Origin of the sequence: Noviherbaspirillum malthae (genome assembly GCF_015352985.1) — a bacterium.
In the GTDB taxonomy this organism is placed as follows: Bacteria; Pseudomonadota; Gammaproteobacteria; order Burkholderiales; family Burkholderiaceae_D; genus Noviherbaspirillum; species Noviherbaspirillum malthae.
Genome location: NZ_JACYXF010000098.1, coordinates 1 through 17,232, shown reverse-complemented (window position 1 = coordinate 17,232; position 17,232 = coordinate 1). Strand labels below are relative to the sequence as shown.

At 51.9% G+C, this 17,232-nt stretch carries 12 protein-coding genes and 1 pseudogene; 2 read left to right on the top strand and 11 right to left on the bottom strand.

Annotated elements, in window-relative coordinates; translation table 11 throughout:
* Positions 1-123 precede the first annotated feature (123 nt).
* From IGW03_RS34905 to IGW03_RS34860, 10 genes and pseudogenes are all read right to left on the bottom strand, one after another.
* Positions 124-924: pseudogene (locus IGW03_RS34905) on the bottom strand (IS630 family transposase); the annotation flags it as partial.
* A protein-coding gene (locus IGW03_RS34900; protein ID WP_194727000.1) for an IS5 family transposase occupies positions 924-1,732 on the bottom strand; the annotation gives its coding sequence in 2 pieces (ribosomal slippage) (positions 924-1,387 and positions 1,387-1,732; 810 coding nt in all). The pseudogene IGW03_RS34905 and the gene IGW03_RS34900, both read right to left, overlap by 1 nt.
* 234 nt (positions 1,733-1,966) lie before the next feature.
* Complete coding sequence (locus tag IGW03_RS34895; RefSeq protein WP_228536288.1) at positions 1,967-3,139, bottom strand: IS701 family transposase; 1,173 nt, start codon at positions 3,137-3,139, stop codon at positions 1,967-1,969.
* 87 nt (positions 3,140-3,226) lie between these two features.
* On the bottom strand, positions 3,227-4,312 hold the full coding sequence (locus IGW03_RS34890; protein WP_194726999.1) for a hypothetical protein: 1,086 nt from the start codon (positions 4,310-4,312) through the stop codon (positions 3,227-3,229).
* Positions 4,309-4,719 (bottom strand): hypothetical protein, encoded by a 411-nt coding sequence (locus tag IGW03_RS34885; protein WP_194726998.1) that lies wholly within the window; start codon positions 4,717-4,719, stop codon positions 4,309-4,311. Before IGW03_RS34885 ends, IGW03_RS34890 begins: the two co-directional genes overlap by 4 nt.
* 363 nt (positions 4,720-5,082) lie before the next feature.
* Positions 5,083-6,843, bottom strand: a complete 1,761-nt coding sequence (gene ltrA / locus IGW03_RS34880) for a group II intron reverse transcriptase/maturase (RefSeq protein ID WP_194726997.1) — start codon at positions 6,841-6,843, stop codon at positions 5,083-5,085.
* A gap of 924 nt (positions 6,844-7,767) precedes the next feature.
* Positions 7,768-8,067: a helix-turn-helix domain-containing protein gene (locus tag IGW03_RS34875; RefSeq protein ID WP_194726996.1), complete on the bottom strand. Its 300-nt coding sequence runs from the start codon at positions 8,065-8,067 to the stop codon at positions 7,768-7,770.
* A gap of 284 nt (positions 8,068-8,351) precedes the next feature.
* The gene (locus IGW03_RS34870) at positions 8,352-8,612 is read right to left on the bottom strand and encodes a helix-turn-helix domain-containing protein (RefSeq protein WP_194726995.1); all 261 of its coding nucleotides are present in this window, start codon (positions 8,610-8,612) and stop codon (positions 8,352-8,354) included.
* Between the two features lie 15 nt (positions 8,613-8,627).
* Positions 8,628-9,415, bottom strand: a protein-coding gene (locus tag IGW03_RS34865) for an IS5 family transposase (protein WP_228536286.1) whose coding sequence is annotated in 2 segments (ribosomal slippage) — positions 8,628-9,073 and positions 9,073-9,415 — 789 coding nt in all. Because the reading frame shifts where the segments join, the coding sequence is not laid out codon by codon here.
* Between the two features lie 154 nt (positions 9,416-9,569).
* Positions 9,570-10,742 carry a diguanylate cyclase domain-containing protein gene (locus tag IGW03_RS34860; protein WP_194726994.1) on the bottom strand — a complete coding sequence of 391 codons (1,173 nt, stop codon included), beginning with the start codon at positions 10,740-10,742 and terminating at the stop codon, positions 9,570-9,572.
* 3,629 nt (positions 10,743-14,371) lie between these two features.
* Here IGW03_RS34860 and IGW03_RS34855 point away from each other — a divergent pair.
* On the top strand, positions 14,372-15,145 hold the full coding sequence (locus IGW03_RS34855) for an AAA family ATPase (protein ID WP_194726993.1): 774 nt from the start codon (positions 14,372-14,374) through the stop codon (positions 15,143-15,145).
* A complete protein-coding gene (locus IGW03_RS34850; RefSeq protein WP_194726992.1) occupies positions 15,145-16,194 on the top strand; it encodes a ParB/RepB/Spo0J family partition protein in 1,050 nt (349 codons plus the stop codon). Before IGW03_RS34855 ends, IGW03_RS34850 begins: the two co-directional genes overlap by 1 nt.
* Positions 16,195-16,270: 76 nt before the next feature.
* Here IGW03_RS34850 and IGW03_RS34845 read toward each other — a convergent pair whose 3' ends face one another.
* A complete protein-coding gene (locus tag IGW03_RS34845; protein ID WP_194727001.1) occupies positions 16,271-16,951 on the bottom strand; it encodes a hypothetical protein in 681 nt (226 codons plus the stop codon).
* Positions 16,952-17,232: the final 281 nt, after the last annotated feature.

The following is a 17,232-nucleotide window of genomic DNA, read 5'->3' as shown; positions in this document are numbered from 1 at the left end:
GATGCGCTATCGGCGACGGCAACATGCCGTAGGTGGATCGGGAGCCTTTACTCAGCGTCCTATACGACGCCGAGCCAGTAAGTTGCAACAATACTTAAGCCGACCTGGTTGCCAAATGACCCACTAGTGTTCTGTCCCAGAAATAACTTTACATAAACGTTCGATCTTTGCGAGGATGGATTCAGCTGTAGCAGTCCAGACGAAAGGTCTCTTATGAGCATTGTAGTGTTCCACATAACGCTGGATTTGCAACGTCAGCTGGCGCACGCTTTCAAATGAGCCTCGCCGAATGGCCTGCTGCGTAATCAGACCAAACCAACGCTCGACTTGATTGAGCCAGCTCGAGTAAGTCGGCGTGAAATGCATGTGGTAGCGCGGTCGTCTGGCCACCCAGGCTTTGACCTTCGGGTGCTTATGCGTGGCATAGTTGTCCAGAATCAGGTGCACATCCAGCTCAGCAGGAATCGCTTTGTCAATATGATTAAGGAAGGCGATGAATTCCTGATGCCTATGACGTGGCTTGCATTGCGCAATCACTTCACCATTGGCCGCGTTGAGCGCCGCGAACAGCGTAGTTGTCCCGTGGCGGATGTAGTCATGCGTCACTCCTTCGACATAGCCAAGACCCATTGGCAGCATTGGCTGGGTGCGTTCAAGCGCCTGGCACTGGCTCTTTTCGTCCACGCACAGCACCAGTGCATTCGTAGGCGGGCTCAAGTACAAGCCAACGATGTCGCGGACTTTCTCGACGAAGAAAGGATCGCTCGACAGCTTGAAGCTGCTGCTTCGGTGTGGTTGTACACCGAAGAGCGAAAAATAGCGTGCGACCGTGCTCTTGGAGATGCCGGTATGTGCAGCAGCACTGCGGATGCTCCAGTGCGTCATGCCCGAAGGCTTCTCTTGCAAAACCGTTTTTACAGCGTCTAACAAAATGACTTTTTAAGGATGCGCCAACAAATGATGGCACAGCCTAAACGAAGGAAGGCTTCATGAATCGACGGCAGTCGTTCATAACGCACGCGCAGCCGCCGGAACTGGTGCAGCCAGGCGATGGAGCGTTCGACCACCCAGCGGGTCTTTCCCAGATTGCTGCCGTGCTTGGTTCGGCGTCTGGCAATCTGATGCAGGATGCCGCGCTGCTCCAACGCCAGGCGGTGAGCACAGCTGTCATAGGCGCGATCAGCTTGAACACACTTGGGCTTTTTCAGCGGCCGTCCGCGTTTGCCCCGCATCGGCGGTACCCCATCAATCAGCGGCACCAGCTGCGTGACGTCATGCCGGTTGGCCTTGGTCAGAATGACATTGACCGGGATGCCCTGCGCGTCGACGAGGAGGTGGTGTTTGCTGCCCTTTTTACGGCGATCGGTTGGGTTCGGTCCAGTTTTTTTCCCCCGTGCACAGCTCTGACCGACGAACTGTCGGCCACCGCACGGGAGAAATCGATCTTGTCGGCAGCCCGCAGTTTGTCCAGCAGCACACCATGCAGCTTCTTCCATACGCCCGCCTTCTGCCAGGCACGCAGTCGGCGCCAGCAAGTCATGCCCGACCCGCACCCCATTTCCTGCGGCAGCATTTCCCATGGTATCCCTGACTGCAACACGAACAGAATGCCAGTCAATACCCGCCGGTCGTCCAGCGGCTTGCGCCCAGGATGGGTCTTGCGCCGTCGCTTGACCGGCAGCAGTGGCTGGACTATTTCCCATAGTTCATCGTCAACCAGTTCACGTGCCATTTCGCCTTACCATTGATAGCTTCCACCGAGGCTTATGACAGCATTTCGTTCATTTTGTTAGACGCTTTAATACTACAGTTGTAAGTTACGGTGGAGGGCTACGGCGCATCCAATGATAGAAATGAGCGACGGCTTGATGATGTCGCCGCCATAGCGACCATTGAACGACCATCTTCACCTCTGGCAAGTAGCGCCATACGAGTCGGCACAGTAATTTTCTAATTTCCGGTACCGTTAGTGTGATGTACGTACTCGTTGCTGTTTCCATTTCTTCATCCGGCCCTGTACTGCCTTTTTTTTAAAGGGGTCGATTTCTGAACTGGAGGTACATACCGCCGCTAAGAATGCATGGGCCAACATCGCTAACGTAATATGCCGATACCAGCCATGCCAGCTACGCACTTCATATTGATCAAGGCCGACCTCTCCCTTGGCGGCCTCAAAGCATTCTTCCACCATCCAGCGCATACCAGCCACCCGTACCATTGTCTGCAGGTCCGTGCCCGCCGGTACGTAGCAGACGTAATAGGCCAATTTCTTATCGGCTCGGCTTCGCCGCAGCAGCAGCCAGCGCTCACCCGGCATCTGCCATGACAGCAATGGGATGCGCACCCAATCATACCAGCGTGGTCCCTTGGCACCGTCTCCGGCTGACAGTGTCTGCCAATCCTGGTCAGTGACCGTATTGCCCAGATGCTCAACGGTCTCCTGGCGCAGACGTTCAGTCCACACATGCCCGTTACTACGCACTGCCAACACGTAATGCAAATCATTTTGCTCAAGCCAGACACGTAGCCTGCGGTTGTCGCCATACACCTCATCACCAGCAATCCATGCAAATGGAACCTTTGCTTTCACAGCCCGTTCGATCATCTGCTGTGCCAGTTGTGGCTTGGTCTGGAATTCGACATGCTGCGGAATCTTCGTAGCCTGCCGCCGGTCCATGTCGGCAGTCCACTCCCGTGGTAAATACAACTCTCGATCCATCAATGCACGGCCATGCTGGCCGGCATAGGCCATGAACACGCCAATCTGGCAATTCTCGATACGTCCTGCCGTTCCGCTGTATTGGCGTTGTACTCCGACAGAATGCTCCCCTTTCTTAAGAAACCCGGTTTCATCGATAACCAACACGCCGTTCGGATCCCCCAGTTCCTCGATGAGATACTCGGTCAGATCGTCCCGGACCGCGTCGGCATCCCAAGGTGCACGGTCGAGCAGGTGCTGTAAGCTATATGGCGTGGTGTGCTCAGCGGCTTCGGCCAGTTGCCAACCGTTCTTGCGTTCTACTGAGCTGAGCAAGCCTAGTAGATACTCCCAAGCATGTCGCTGGCGCTCAATCCGCCCAAACCGAGGGCTAATATAGGAAAATAGGCATTCCAGCTCTCCCAGCCAGCCTTCACTCATTTCGACATACCGTCTTGCAACATCGTCGTCCATGGCGCAGCCCTCCAGCTAACTCAGCTTGTTAGACTGGAAAACCCTGAAAAGTATTCATGAACTTACAACTGTAGTATTAAGAACCCGGATCGTGTCGTCTGCCAGATTGGCCTTTGCGTTATCGAGACGAATACGTTCCCAAACTGCGTATCCAAGCTCCGGTAATTTACTTGATGGGAATCCTCCGTTGCTGCTGTATCCAGCATCAAGGAATGTGAAGGAGCGGGATTCATGTGGGCTAAGTGCTTTCTCTATCGTCTTGATGACGTCGTACCGACTGTACTCTCGGGACAGTACCAAGTTATAGCCCAGCACTGTGCGCGTACAGACATCAATAATGACCAACAGCCAAATTCGTTCAATTTCGACGTCTTGCTCAAAGCCCAGTGGGTCTCGTATTACGATCTTGAGTCGTACGTCGAGGCGATGGCCATCAAACTCCACTATCTGGTAGGGCCGTACGGGACCTCGTTGATTCGCAGTGCCGGAATGTGGAACGTTCTTCACTCGAGCGGCTCCTGCTGCACGTGCTGCGGAAGCAAAATTGTTGAGTAGTTCTCCTTTGACATATGCGGACAAGGAGCGCAAACCCTTGCGGTCGGTATTCAAGGGGTACTCAGACCCAGTAATGCCGATCTTCCGACATTGCATGATGAACCCGGCATGCAGATGCGTCAGGTTTCGTAAGCGGGATTTTAGCTTTCCGTCTGTGCTGATTTGTTTGATCGTCACGGCACGGTCTTCCAACTTTGCCTTCAGCCACGTTGCAAGTATCGGATACTGTTCCAGCAGCGAGGCAAATACTCCCGCATGTCCTCTTGTCGTTCCAACGTACTCTTTTTCCAGCTCTGCTGTACGTCTGTAGGAACCTGTGCGGCTGCTCTTCAATAGAGCACGGTAGCCGAAGATTTGACCATCTTCTGCACATTTCAAGCAGCGGTCGAGGAGCCAATACAACTGACGGCTATTGATGCCGGTTTCCTCTTCGATGTCACGTAACGTCCTTCCCGCAACATACAATTCTATCGCTTTGCATCGTGCAGCAAATACCTTTTGATTTTCTGGCGACAGTGCGTGGTAGTCGACAGCGGGCCATATACAGGTGTCGATCTCCAGAAAGTTGGCACGGCGTCGACTCATGACTTGTCTTCCGTGGTTGCGAACTGAGTCAAAAACGAAAGCGGCTCGGTCATCAATTGAGGGGCATGCAACGTACCGCGGTGAAGTAAGGTAAAGAGAGCGGCACGTACGATTGTCGGTTCTGCAGGGCTTAATTCCCGTTCAATATGGGAAAGCTGTATTGGTTCACGAACCAGGCGCTGTACCGACTTCAATAGTGTGTCCGGAACCAACGTCCGGCATGAGGTGATTACTGGCAGAATGCGTTCCCAGTTCTCTACCCATACGTCGAAAGCTGTCAACTCAGCATGCGATATGGTCGTCACTGCATAGGGCGTACCACTTATTACTGCGTTCAATAAGCGGCACTCCTCGTCCAGAATTAGCAAGGAATCACCGTCGCTTTTTCTGACCCAGTAGTCGACCATGAGCCGCTCCTCTCCGTACTCGACAAGTGCAGGACGTTCGCAATATGCATGCACCCTTGGATCGGCCTCAAGACATACCCATTGATGGTAAGCGGCATCGCTGAAGCACTGGACTCGACGGTTGAGTTTGATTCCATAGACGTCGACGCGGCGACTACCTCGCGGTCGAGCCATGGAAACTGGAGCGTGGAAGCCTGTTGTCGATTTCGTCATTCCGACAACGTACGCCCCTCATTGAGCAGTCAAAGCTACGAATAGACAAATTTACTTGCTTCTGATGCGAACCGATAAATTTGCTTTCTTTTTCGGGTAGCAGCGGCACATTGCTGTGTCGCCGCCCCCTATAAACCGAGCGAGCCTCTTTCAAGGCACTCGGCTTGAATCACATGAAGTCAGGTTTTCACACCCGACCGGCAGTACAAACTTAAAACCAGAGCTATGCCCCTGCCTATGGCAGACAGGGTGCAGCAGACATAAGTTGCTGCTGCCATCTGAACCTCCATCCACCTTCTGCACAATATGATGCAAATTCCAACCGGTTTCTGCAGTAATTCGTTCGCAGCAAACGGGACACAAGCCTGCCTGTCGCTGCCAAATGGTTAGAAGTTGTCGGCGGCCGGTGAGTCGGTTCGCCATTTTTATGGCATCGCGATTTTCAAAGTATTCTTCGTATGATGTGTCGAAAGGGTTTGCTACGCTAAGAATTTTTACATGTCGTTGAATCTTTACATCAGACGCTCTCCACAAATGTAAATGTTTGCGGCTCCCGTCGTCCTGTTGTTGAACACAGCTAAACACCCATTTGCGATTTCCTTCTTGATGAAAGTAGCGATCAGCAATCCAGTGTTTGTTCTTTTTCGGATGACGACGTCTTGCCCATTTCCATAGCGCGTTCCAAATATGGTAGTCCACTTTTTCAAATGTTCTTGCTGCGACAACGTGCCGGTGGTAATTGGCCCATCCTGTTATTTTGGGATTGAGGATGTGGATCAGCGTTTCTTGTTTCGCAGTTTTCAAACCACGAATGGTATCCCGTATATCGTTGATAAAGGCTTTTACGTTTTTCTTGGCAGGGGTAATCAGTAATTTTTCGTTAGCAGTTCCCATACGGTATTTGCGGATGTTTTGACCAAGGAAGTCGAATCCCTCCGACAGATGCGTGACACGTGTTTTTTCTTCGGATAGTCGCAATCCTCGTTCAGCAAGAAATTCACGCACCAGCGGCTTGACTTCTTCTTGCAGCACTTCTCTTGTTCGTCCTGTTATGACGAAATCATCTGCATACCTTGTTAGGTAAATTTGGTTCTTTGTTGCTCGTCGATGGTTTCCGTCTAAGGTTTCCGATCCATAGAATATCCCGAGCAAATTTTCGAGACCGTCAAGGACCATATTTGCTAGTACTGGTGAAAGAATTCCTCCTTGAGGACATCCCTGCGTCGTTGGAAATAGCGTGTTCTTTTCAACATATCCTGCCTTTAACCATTGGGCCAGTAGGCGTTTATCGGTACAGATATTCTGTAACATCCATTCGTGACTAATTTCATCGAAACATGCTTGAATGTCGCCTTCCAAGACCCATGGTGCCGCTGTCTTTTGCGATACTGTTAGGAATAGATGGCCGATTGCGTCAGCCGTGCAGCGTTCTAGCCTGAACCCATAGCTATTTTGGTCTCCTGTTGTTTCTGCTATTGGTTCGAGTGCTAGCTTGTGGAGCGCTTGCATCGCAAGATCTTTTTTTACGGGTATGTTCAACGGCCTGGGTTTCCCGTTCGATTTCGGGATGTAGACTCGTTTTAGTGGTTTGGGTTGATACCCGCGTCTTTTGAGTGAATCAATGGCTTTTGATTTTTCTTCTGGTGTAGACCATGTCACACCGTCGACGCCCGGGGTGTTTCTGCCCTGATTTTCCGTTACGCGTCGTACAGCCAATGCTTTGGCTGAGAACGCATGTGTTAGTAGCCATTGCAAGGCTTTGACCTTGCGCCAGGAACCTTCACGTACTGCCTTCGCGATACGTCCCTGTAGCTTCCTTACCTCGTGATAGCAGGCTTTCCAGTCAATGGCGAGCCAGTTTGCCGACCGAGTGAAGGCCGCATCCACACCGATGTTGTCTGATGCAGTCATTTGCTTTGCCTTCCAAAGAGAAGTTCTCCAAGTTCTTTCGCGACTGTGACCAGGAGCAAGTCTGCTGGCTTTCACCACGGGGCAATCGTTTCATCCCCTATCCGGATCATTACAATCCGGCATTCGCTTTTTACTCCATCATGTACCCACTTCCTCATCAGCGTTCCTCGCGGTCCGCCTGCCTCAATTCAGGCGAAGAATCGGGCTTACCTCGTTCCACTGTTTCAACACGACTGATTTAGGCCCCATCTATTCGCCGTGCACAATGTTGTCCGTGCAATCCAACATAAAAATGAATTGACCTGCGCGTGCCATTTTGGCTTGAGCCATTCAGCTCCTTGGGCTCAACTTACTTTACGACGTTTATCGATGATTCACATATGTTGGCCATGTCAGCCAGCCAGCCTTATTCCGGGTGAAGCTCCCAGAGCCGCTTTATGTCTTGCGACACTACCTGCAGCTGCCTCGCGGCATTCAGTACCTTGTCCCCCGAGCTTCGCACCTCACAGTTACCTGTAACGCACGTCGAGGTAGGCTACTTCCGACGGAACGGAAGGTTCTCTAGGTAGTTTCCATATCGGATTCTCCTTGAACAATTGAAACAGCGACTTTCCGAGTCGCACTCTATGCTAGTAAATTTGTCTGCAAATCATCGGTTCCCTTGGAAAACGGGCTTCTCGTGCAGACAAATTTGCTTTCCTCTACGTCTAACAAAGTAGAATTGTTGGCCACATGAGCGAGCCTATGTCTCCAGCCCCTGCCCTCACAGGGGATTTCGCCCGTCTATCGCAAGATGTTCGGGCTTTCTTTTGAACCGATCCACTCTAGGTGCCGCATCAAGGTTGTTCCATTGACCCGCACGTTATAGCGTGCCGTCATGAGTACACCCTGACAGCAGGGGCTAATCAAGATGAACAAGTACGGTTACCTGTGTGCTTCGTCGTTGGAGTTCTTGTGGAAGCGCTCTGCCGTGTCGCCCATGAGTCTGCGAAGCTCTTTGATGCTTATCCCACTCTCTTCATGCATGGTAATCAGCAATGTTGCACCCACCGGCATTTTTCCGTGACGAATTTTGCTGAGGACGGGTGGGGTAACACCCAACTTGCGACAAAGAGCCGCATCATTCTTGAGATTGAGCTTGTCGATGAGAATGTCGAGCAAGTGGTTCGCATCAAAGCCGTTGGTCGTCGTCTGCTGCATAGGCTTATTCTCATGTGTTGTCATGATGGCGGCATCCGCCAGGTACCCCTATCTTCCCGCTAAGGTCGACTATAGCCTGACACATCTGCGCAACTCAGCCATTCTGCGATGTGTTGTTGCACTCATTATAGATCGGCGCTTTCAACTTCTATAGCGTCAAAGCGACTTTTCTTATCGATGACCCTCGCTGGAGAAACGATACCGCCCGAGTCTGCTTGCTTGGTGATGTGCCTGACAGCATCTGCCGCTCCGATCATCCCCGTGGTCGATATCCCCGGTATCACCGATGGCTCTGTTCTTCTCTATGTCTAACCGTCCTCACCCATCAAGCGGCGCAATTCCTGAACCTTCATCCCGGTTTCCTCGTGCATGGCAATCAGGAGTGTCGCTCCGATGGGGAATTTCCCATGTCGGATACGGCTCAATGCAGGCGGGGTGATTCCAAGTGTCCTAGCAAGTGCCGCGTCATTCTTCAAATCCAACTTCTCAATCACAAAATCAAGCAAGTAATTCGGACTGTACTTCTCGTCCGCCTGATCGCCAGTATCATGTGCTTCTACGTCGTCCATTGGTTAGAACTCATTTCATAAATGGCGTCGAAGCAGAATCATGGCAAGTGAGAGATGAACAAAGGCGGTGTAATGTTCGATGCAGCGGTCCCAACGTGTAATGACGCGCTTAAACTTGTTAAGCCAGGCAAAGGTGCGTTCGACCTTCCATCGCCGTCTGTAACGACGCAGAGGACGACCATCTTGTGTCGCCGGCCGAATGCGGCCCTTGCGATGCGGTGCAATCAGTTCAATGCCGCGCTCTGCGAGCCTTTGATCGAGCGGATCACTGTCGTAGGCACGATCCCCAATAAGTCGTCGGGGTCGTCCCAGGGTGACGGCTTCATCGAGGGTAGCTTCGACAAGGGTGACTTCATGTGGGCTAGCAGAAGCCGTGTGCACGGCGAGTGGAAGACCATGAGCGTCTGTAATAACCATGAGCTTCGTACCCTTGCCCCGCTTGGTCTTTCCCACTTTGGATCCCCCTTTTTCGCCACTACGAAAGTGCCGTCGATGAAGCATTCGGATAGATCGATTTTTCCTGCTTGTTCCAAGTGTCGCGCCAGCGCTTCGAGTATGTGCCTCATCACGCCAGCCTTGACCCATCGAGTGAAGCGTCTGAAGCATGTACAACCAGATGGGAAGCGGTTAGGTAGATCAGCCCATGCAGCGCCGGTACGCAGCACCCATAGAATGCCGTTAAGCACAGCTCTATCGCTGTGGACCACTGGCCGGCCACGTCCGTCTGCCCGTCGTACGGGAGCTGGAATAAGCGGCTCCAGAATCGTCCATTGTTCATCGGTAAGTTCTTCTCTCCGCGCCATGATGAAACTCCGTCATGTCGAAAAGAGCGTTGACTACCTATTTATGAAATGAGTTCTACTCGTTACAGTCATTGCTGGGTTTGTTCACTCGCCTCATCTACTGTGATAGCTAGCAGCGATCAGTGCATTATAAGTGGGACAGCGATGGAAACGGCTATACGGGCGGTGTAGGAGAGCGCTGTTCATCGCTGAAAAAACGATACTGCCCTTTTCCAGCTTTCTTGGCTTTGTACATGGCAGCATCTGCAGCCTTGACGAGCCCCGCTGCAGATTGACCATGTTGAGGATAGACCGCAATACCGACGCTTGCACCGATATGCATTTCCAGATGACCGACATAGAGCGGCATGCTCAGCGCTTCAACCAGATGTGCGGCAAACTTGGCAAAGTGCTCCTGCTTCGAAATGCTTGGCACCAGGATCAGGAATTCATCTCCGCCTACTCGCGCGACAACATCTGATTCCCGGCATTCACGTGTCAATCGCATCGCCACCTTCTGCAGCACTTCGTCACCGATATCATGTCCATGCGTGTCATTGACGGCTTTGAACCCGTCAAGATCAATAAATAGTACGCCGAGCGTTCCCTTGCTCCTCTGCGCGGCTGCAATGCTGTAACTGAGAACAGAGAAAAACAGGTTGCGGTTTGCCAGGTCAGTCAGGCCATCATGTGTCGCGTCATGAGTCAGTCGTTCCAGCGCCTTGCGCTTTTGTGTGGCGTCACTTTGCATGAACGAGTACAGCGACATGACTGCCATCATCAAGAAAAGAACAAACAAGCCCACGCTGTACTGATAGTAAGTCACGTTCTGTGCCGCACCGTCACTGAGCGTTGAAAGAGTCGCTTTCTCGACGTCCTTCAAGTTCTGCACGAGCTCCCGTACCTCCACCATATAGTCTCTGCCTTTGTCAGAGGCGACGACCTCCAGTGCCGGCTCGAGACCTTTTGTCTGCCGCAGCTGAATAGTAAGGTCGAGTTCGGCGAACATCTTCTCCTTCAGTTCGGCCAGCCTGGCGTGCACACCCTGCCGCTGGTTTCCGAAGGATTCATGAAAGCGATGGAGGGCTGTTTCAGTCGCGCTGATCGCCGTGTAGTAGGGTTTCAGGTATTCGTTATCTCCCGTCAGCAGATATCCGCGCTGTCCGGTCTCGGCGTCATCGAAGCCAAGCAGAATAGCGTCAAGGATTTCGAGCGCGGCATAATGTCCGGTACGGGCGCGCTCCATTTTGGCCATTTCATTTCCGGACCAGATGGTAATGCCGGCGACAATAGCAAATACGGCAAAGACCAAAACGAAGACCGTCAATAGTTTGCGCTCCAGTGTCACGTCGACTCCTTCACCTGGCTCTGCTTTTATTTGTCTATGGCTGGGGTAAGGCGGTTGTGCATCCACGCTGAAATACACACACTCAGGATGCCATACCGATATGCAGATGGTTGATGATCGTCAATCCCTTTGATATAGGCCAAATCGAATGAATAGCTGCCCGTCCTGCACAGTTGGCGTGACCAGTACTTTCTCTCGAGCCGGAAGGCTATTTTGTTCCTATCGGATTTTTGGGGTAAGCACTTCTATCGCAAGCCTCCGGTACGCAATGGTGAAACTCTTTCCGGAAAATTTCACCATGCGTTCATGGTGAAACCGTTCGCTCAAACTCTCACCATACATAGTACGGATACCAGCGGCGAAGGCAGCTGTGCTTGCTCAGGGTGGAGAGTTACCGCAGAGCTCACCCTACTGACGCGAAGCCATCAGATAGGTATTGGTGGCATGAAATGCCGGGGGTTTTCGTCCACTATGTTGATGGTGGAGGAAAACCCCCTCCCCCCTCTTTATTGGACGAACCCATGCTATGAACGGTGGAAGGCGTTACTCCCATTATCATTCATCGCAAAAACATGCGTCATCGGGTAGTATTTAGGGCACATGGAAACCTTTCTTCTTTGAAATCAAGCATATAGAGCAACATCTCGCCATGTGACCTGAGGTCTAGGAGAAAGGTTTTACATTGTTCTACCGTGTCCCCATAGTCTGTAAATTAGGTAAGAAATTCTTTCCAAACCCCTTTTGGGCATCGAACGCGAATTTTGGGGCTACATCAGCCGCATTTTGATTAGCTAATGGGCATGGCTAGGTCGCCTTCTTCACTCCCCTTCCAGATCGGCTCGCAGCCCGCCCCTGCGGGATTCGGCCAAATTGCTGAATTAGTTGCTTGTTGCGTCGTTCCTTGCTCTACCAGATTTCTGCAGACGGTAATTCGTGCGTGTTCCGCATGTGGTTTCATTGACATATGAACTGAAGATTCCGTCAGGACTGGTGTATGAGTCGCCGCCGGCTGTCGACATCTCTCGTGATGAATTTGACGGCCGTCTGGATCAGGGGCAGTTCACAGCCACAATGCAAAAACATTATGCTACGCGGGACGAGGCACGGCAGCCAGTTGACCGCTTGCTGAAAGGTTGAGCAATGGACGCCATATTGTCTACGACCCATTCGATTGAATTCCGGTTTAAGAAAGCAGACATCGTCGACCGCTCACCGCCTCCGCCAGGGTCAGCAGTTCTTCACCTGTCTGCTGCTAATACAAATACAAATGTGACATGCACCGGAACAGCTATCCTCACCGTGCATAGTCCTACATATCCGAACCCATCAACTAGATTCGCGCATACACCGTTGGTTGAGCGGCACTTTGCACGTTTTGTGCATTATCGTGAAGGAAGGGAATCGCTGTATTCAGTGGCCTACTTTTGCTTGACAGAGCTAACCGATGCGGCCGCGGGGAGTGTATAGCGGGGTGCCAGAGCTATTGCTGCAAACGCGTTTCGGATCGATTTAGGCATCCTGAACACGATCGGAGTATTAAGTTCCGGGCGCGGCGGACCGTTGGAGGCGCGGAAATCGGGAGCCCAACCCGCATCGCCTACAGAGAGCGCTTGGCTGGATGCAGCGGTACGCGTAATGATTCGCCAGGTGGATAAAGTTGAAGGCGGCGACACAACTACATCGTTGACAATGATGGACCTCCCGCGTTTTGCCGCCATACCCTAATCAGTAAGCGGACTAACCGGGTAGTGGCGAGACCGACTTAAAGCGTGTAAGCACGAAGGCTATCGAGTGACCCAAGAAGTAGAGTTTATTGGGATGTATTCAAGGACACCTGCTAGCCGGTAGTTGTCAACGGTTACGTCCCAAGCCACCGTGGACACTGCCGGATTCAGCCATATTCTCCAGGCGTATAATGGCCGCAGCAAGAACGTCCGTTACAAATAATTGCAGCTCAAGATGCGTGAAATTCGAAAAGCCTTGTGCATTTTCCCTTTTAAAAAATGGCTGATTGTAAGCCCTGCACTAGCTCAACTAGCTCTGATGCAAGGTCTGACCGCGTTGGAGGTTTCATGATCGGAAAGACGGTCGCCCCCTGTACTAACATGAGCAAACTCCCCCGCTCAAATATTCCCCGGGGAATATTCCTCCAACTCTAGTGACAACCAGCGAAGAGACTCGTATCAGTCGCGTGCTAATGATCGGCACTTTATTAGACACTGTTCCCTGCTTGAGCGGCTCTCAGCTCCGGCTTAGGCTCGAACGCAACCACCGCTCACCCAAGTAATGGGGCCAGCACCTCCCCATTTGTCAATCGGTCGAACATTACTTGGTCGATCGCCGCCACTACTCCGATAGGACCTATTGGAACCGTAAGGACTCATCCAAGCTCCCCCTACTAATTCTGATCTATCGAAAATCGTGCAGCAATATTCCTCGGTGAATACTCCTCCCGATCTAGCGGACGCCAGTATTGAGACTTGTATCGGTCATATGCTGAATGGCGGCGAGGCGTTAAGCACGGTCTTGGTGTGAGCGCTCCTGTTTGCAGATGCCACATCGGGCCCAATCATCCATCGCCGTTTCGCTGACCCCTTTGCATTTCGTACGCCACCATCCGACTTTAGCCGACGGTCGTTGCTAACTACTCTTCGCTGTCGAAGATCAGGCCGTGGTATTCCCCGGGGAATATTGCACGATCAAGTTATTGGGTCGTCACATTTGTGCTGGCGTACGATATTTCGGATGAAGGGGCTACCACCTACGCGTCAAGACGGCACAGCCTTCCCTTGCAATGCTCAGCGGCTTTGCACTCTGTTTTTCTTCTCAAGTATTCAGGTGATACAACTGGCCGGATCGGCATAAATCGTCCCGCCAGCGTCCGTACCAAATACGGCATTCTCAATACAGCGTTGAGAGCCCATAGGGCATAGCTCAGTGTTTCGTCTGCTGCATCAGATGTGGTTAGAAGCCACCTCCTGTGGCACCATCAAGGAACAAGCAAGTCTCTTCTGTGCGATTCCTCGGTATTCCCCAGGGAATATTGAACGACTCTCTAAACGTCTGATTGGTGGATGCCTTTCCTATACCTGCAAAACAAGCACGGCTGCAGATCTTCTGGCCGTGGAATAACGGATATCAACTAGCCTACGGTATTTCCATGACCTTGCAGCCCCAGCACGGAGATGGCTCTGACCTTGCCTGTAGAAGCGATATTTCTCTCCAGAGTGCTTTATCCTCGCTTTTACATATTCCCCGGGGAATATGCCAAAGCTTCAATCGAGGGCGCTGATGAAGGATGGACTTTGTATTTGCCAACGTAGGGAGAGTTGATAGAAAGAGTGTCGTGCTTTCTCACCCTAAGTAGTCCAGCATCTACTCACCAATCACGTTCTGTGAAACACCTTTGAGCCAAAACCAAGTACACAGGCCTTCCATAAATATTCCCCAGAGAATATTTGTTCGTATCGCAGTAATCTCTTTGGCCACAAAGTAAGGTTGCGTCAACAAGTCTCTGCTGTAGTCTATTCGTCGACTTCGAAGTTATAAATCGGAGAAGGATAAAGAAATTTATTGCGACAAGTAAATTTATTCTGTATAAAAACACTTCCAGATCAAAGGGAACGACAATGCCAGCAAAGATCATCATCCTTGCCAACCAAAAGGGGGGCGCTGCAAAGACCACCACAGCCGTACACCTCGCCGGAACGTGTGTGCGCCAAAAGATCAAAACGCTTCTGATTGACGCTGACAAGCAGGGAACGGCCACGACATGGGTATCACAGGCGCCGGAGGGTTATCCGCACAAGATCCGCGTAATGGGATTAGCGAATGCGCAAGGAAAGATCGGCCAAGAGGTAAAGCAATATGTAGATGACTACGATCTCATCATCGTTGATTGTCCGCCGTCGGTTGAGTCGCCCATCCCGCAAGCTATGCTGGCCATCGCAGATCTCGCCATTGTGCCCATTGTCCCGAAACCCGGTGATTTGTGGGCGTCTACGGACCTGCTGGAACTCGCTGAGAGGACAGCTGCGATCAATCCAGGCCTCAATGTACGACTCCTCGGTTCAAACGTTGTTGCAAACACGGCAATGTCAAAGAACTGTCTCGAGCAGATGGAAACAATGCGTGAAAGCGCACCACTGTTCAAGACTCGGATGCACCAGCGTACTGCTTACGTGGAAGCCATGTTGGCCGGTGACTCCGTACATTACTTCGGCGCGTCAGCACGGACAGCCATAAAGGAAATCGAATCACTGTATGGTGAGATCGCGGACATTATCGGGCTTCCAAAGATCAAGGCAAAGCGTACTGCCGCAAAAGCAGCATCTGGAAAGGGCGGGGCCGTCATCGACCTTGCTAAGAACAAAGCAGAACGCACTACTGCAAAGGCAGCATAATGAATAAGAAGGCCAGTCTCTTTAATAAGCTCAAGACCAGTGTCGTGACCGAGAACGAGAGGGCACGTGACAAGTTCGAGACCGCTGATATTGTCGTCGCACTTGCTAAAGTCAAGGATGAGCGAAACGGGCCGGCCCCGGTGGACACTACGCCTGCACCGACCGCAGCCCGTCCAATGGCCGATCAGGCGTCCACGGCGCCGACATCGGCCTCCGCAACTCCCGCACAGCCCTTTGTCGTTCGTGAGATACCGATTGAGCTAGTGAAGGATCATCCTCGTAATGCTCGCCACATCTATGATCCCGCACGGATCGATGAGATGGCAACTAGCATCGCACGTGATGGTCAGCGCGTGCCGGCAGTGGTAATGCCCGATCCAGATGTTCCCGGCGCATACTTGCTGATTGAGGGCAGGTATCGCAAGAAGGCACTGACAAGCCTTGGCCGAGATACGATCCTAGCTTCTATCATCGAACCACTGAGCGAGCTCGAGGCGTATCGCCTTTCATTGCTTCTCAACGAAGAGCGCAACGACCAAACTGCGCTTGATAACGCACTCTCCTGGAAGTCGATGCTTGACGCTGGCACGTATAGGAGCCAAGAGCATATTGCCGAGCATTTGAATCTGAAACAAGGCACTGTTTCGAAGACGCTGGCGATTCTCGATCTACCGGCAAGCGTCCTCACTGTTATACGTACAAAACCCTCTGCGTTCGGTATGCGTATCGCTCAGGAGCTTCGGCAAGTAGCGAAGATTCTTCCTGAGAAGAACGTCGAAGCGCTGGCGGAACAAGTGCGTGACGAGAAGCTATCTGTTCGTGATCTCGAAAAGATCAGGGAGCGGAAGGACCGTGAGCCGGTTACCCGAGAGCGCTCACGTGCATATCCACTACAGTGGGGAAGCTCAGAGTTGGGTTCTGTACGTGAATTCGATGATGGCCGACTGAAAATTGACCTTAGCAACGCACCCGATGAGCTGCGTGGGAAGATTATCGACGCAGTCAAGAAAGTGCTTACAGAGACAGCGCCGTCTAGATCGGAGGAGTAGTAGAGCAGGGTGAGGACATCGACACAGCGTCCTCCCCATCTTGATACCCGCAGGGTCCCCGCAAGCACCAGTAAAGTTACTTTGCCTCCGCACGCCGTTCGTTCAGCGCAATCAAATCTGTGATCTGTTGATAAAAGTAGGGGGAGAGTCTGGTCAGCGCAAGGCTAGGATGCCTTTCCACCCGACCCCATTGCTCAATCGGGTATGCACTGTTAGTGGGGGTTATCAAGGAAGCGCGCACATTCACGGTAGCCTCTCTACCGTAGGCATTCCAGAGGCGCTCATTCTCCGCCTTATCTGTACCATTCCATTGGCCCTTCGGGTACTCGGAGCCAGCCCAGAAGAACTCAGTCCCTTTTTGATCATAGAGCATTTGAGACGCAAGACAGCTATTCCACTTAATGCTTAGTTGTCGCCCGATCTCGTCGACAAGAATTTCCGCAAGATCCTCATTGGCAGCCTCGCCCCCAAGGAAAGGCGATGAATCCACGCTGAATTCTATGATCTTCACTGTCCCAGTTAGGGCAACGAATGCTGCGCGAAACGTATTCTCCACCGGCCGATTCCGTACTCGGTCGTGAATTTCACGAGACATACTCGCCACCGCTCTGTCCCATAATTCAGCCTCCGTAAGGCGACTAGAACCCACCGCGTCGTCATCATCACCGGAACGGCTACTACCACGCGAGCTGTGATACGCGTCATTGTTCGGATTTAGTTGATTGGACCGGTTATCACGATCTGATTTCGAAGACATCGCGACGCCTTTTCAGTAAAGTTGAAGACCAATTTCTATCAAATTAGGCCACTTCACCGCTATCCATGAACGCAATGACCTGAGCATCGGTTATCGGGCCCCATGCCCGCTATGCAAACCAGTGGGGAATATTCGCCTTCAGCAAAGCGGAGTCGAGGTATAACGGAATGTTGTGGATGAGGGGTAGTTGAAGAAGGCGGCGGATGCTGCTGAAATAAGGTTGTCTAGACCGAAACATTTCAGCAGAAAGGAATCCGCCACCATGGGTGACGATAGAGTTA

What these genes read in the sequence shown, in the direction of transcription:
- IGW03_RS34845 (WP_194727001.1), bottom strand. Translation starts at nt 16,951, where the DNA reads ATGTCTTCGAAATCAGATCGTGATAACCGGTCCAATCAACTAAATCCG.
- IGW03_RS34895 (WP_228536288.1), bottom strand. Translation starts at nt 3,139, where the DNA reads ATGAGTGAAGGCTGGCTGGGAGAGCTGGAATGCCTATTTTCCTATATT.
- IGW03_RS34855 (WP_194726993.1), top strand. Translation starts at nt 14,372, where the DNA reads ATGCCAGCAAAGATCATCATCCTTGCCAACCAAAAGGGGGGCGCTGCA.
- IGW03_RS34875 (WP_194726996.1), bottom strand. Translation starts at nt 8,067, where the DNA reads ATGACAACACATGAGAATAAGCCTATGCAGCAGACGACGACCAACGGC.
- IGW03_RS34870 (WP_194726995.1), bottom strand. Translation starts at nt 8,612, where the DNA reads ATGGACGACGTAGAAGCACATGATACTGGCGATCAGGCGGACGAGAAG.
- IGW03_RS34850 (WP_194726992.1), top strand. Translation starts at nt 15,145, where the DNA reads ATGAATAAGAAGGCCAGTCTCTTTAATAAGCTCAAGACCAGTGTCGTG.
- ltrA (WP_194726997.1), bottom strand. Translation starts at nt 6,843, where the DNA reads ATGACTGCATCAGACAACATCGGTGTGGATGCGGCCTTCACTCGGTCG.
- IGW03_RS34890 (WP_194726999.1), bottom strand. Translation starts at nt 4,312, where the DNA reads ATGAGTCGACGCCGTGCCAACTTTCTGGAGATCGACACCTGTATATGG.
- IGW03_RS34885 (WP_194726998.1), bottom strand. Translation starts at nt 4,719, where the DNA reads ATGGTCGACTACTGGGTCAGAAAAAGCGACGGTGATTCCTTGCTAATT.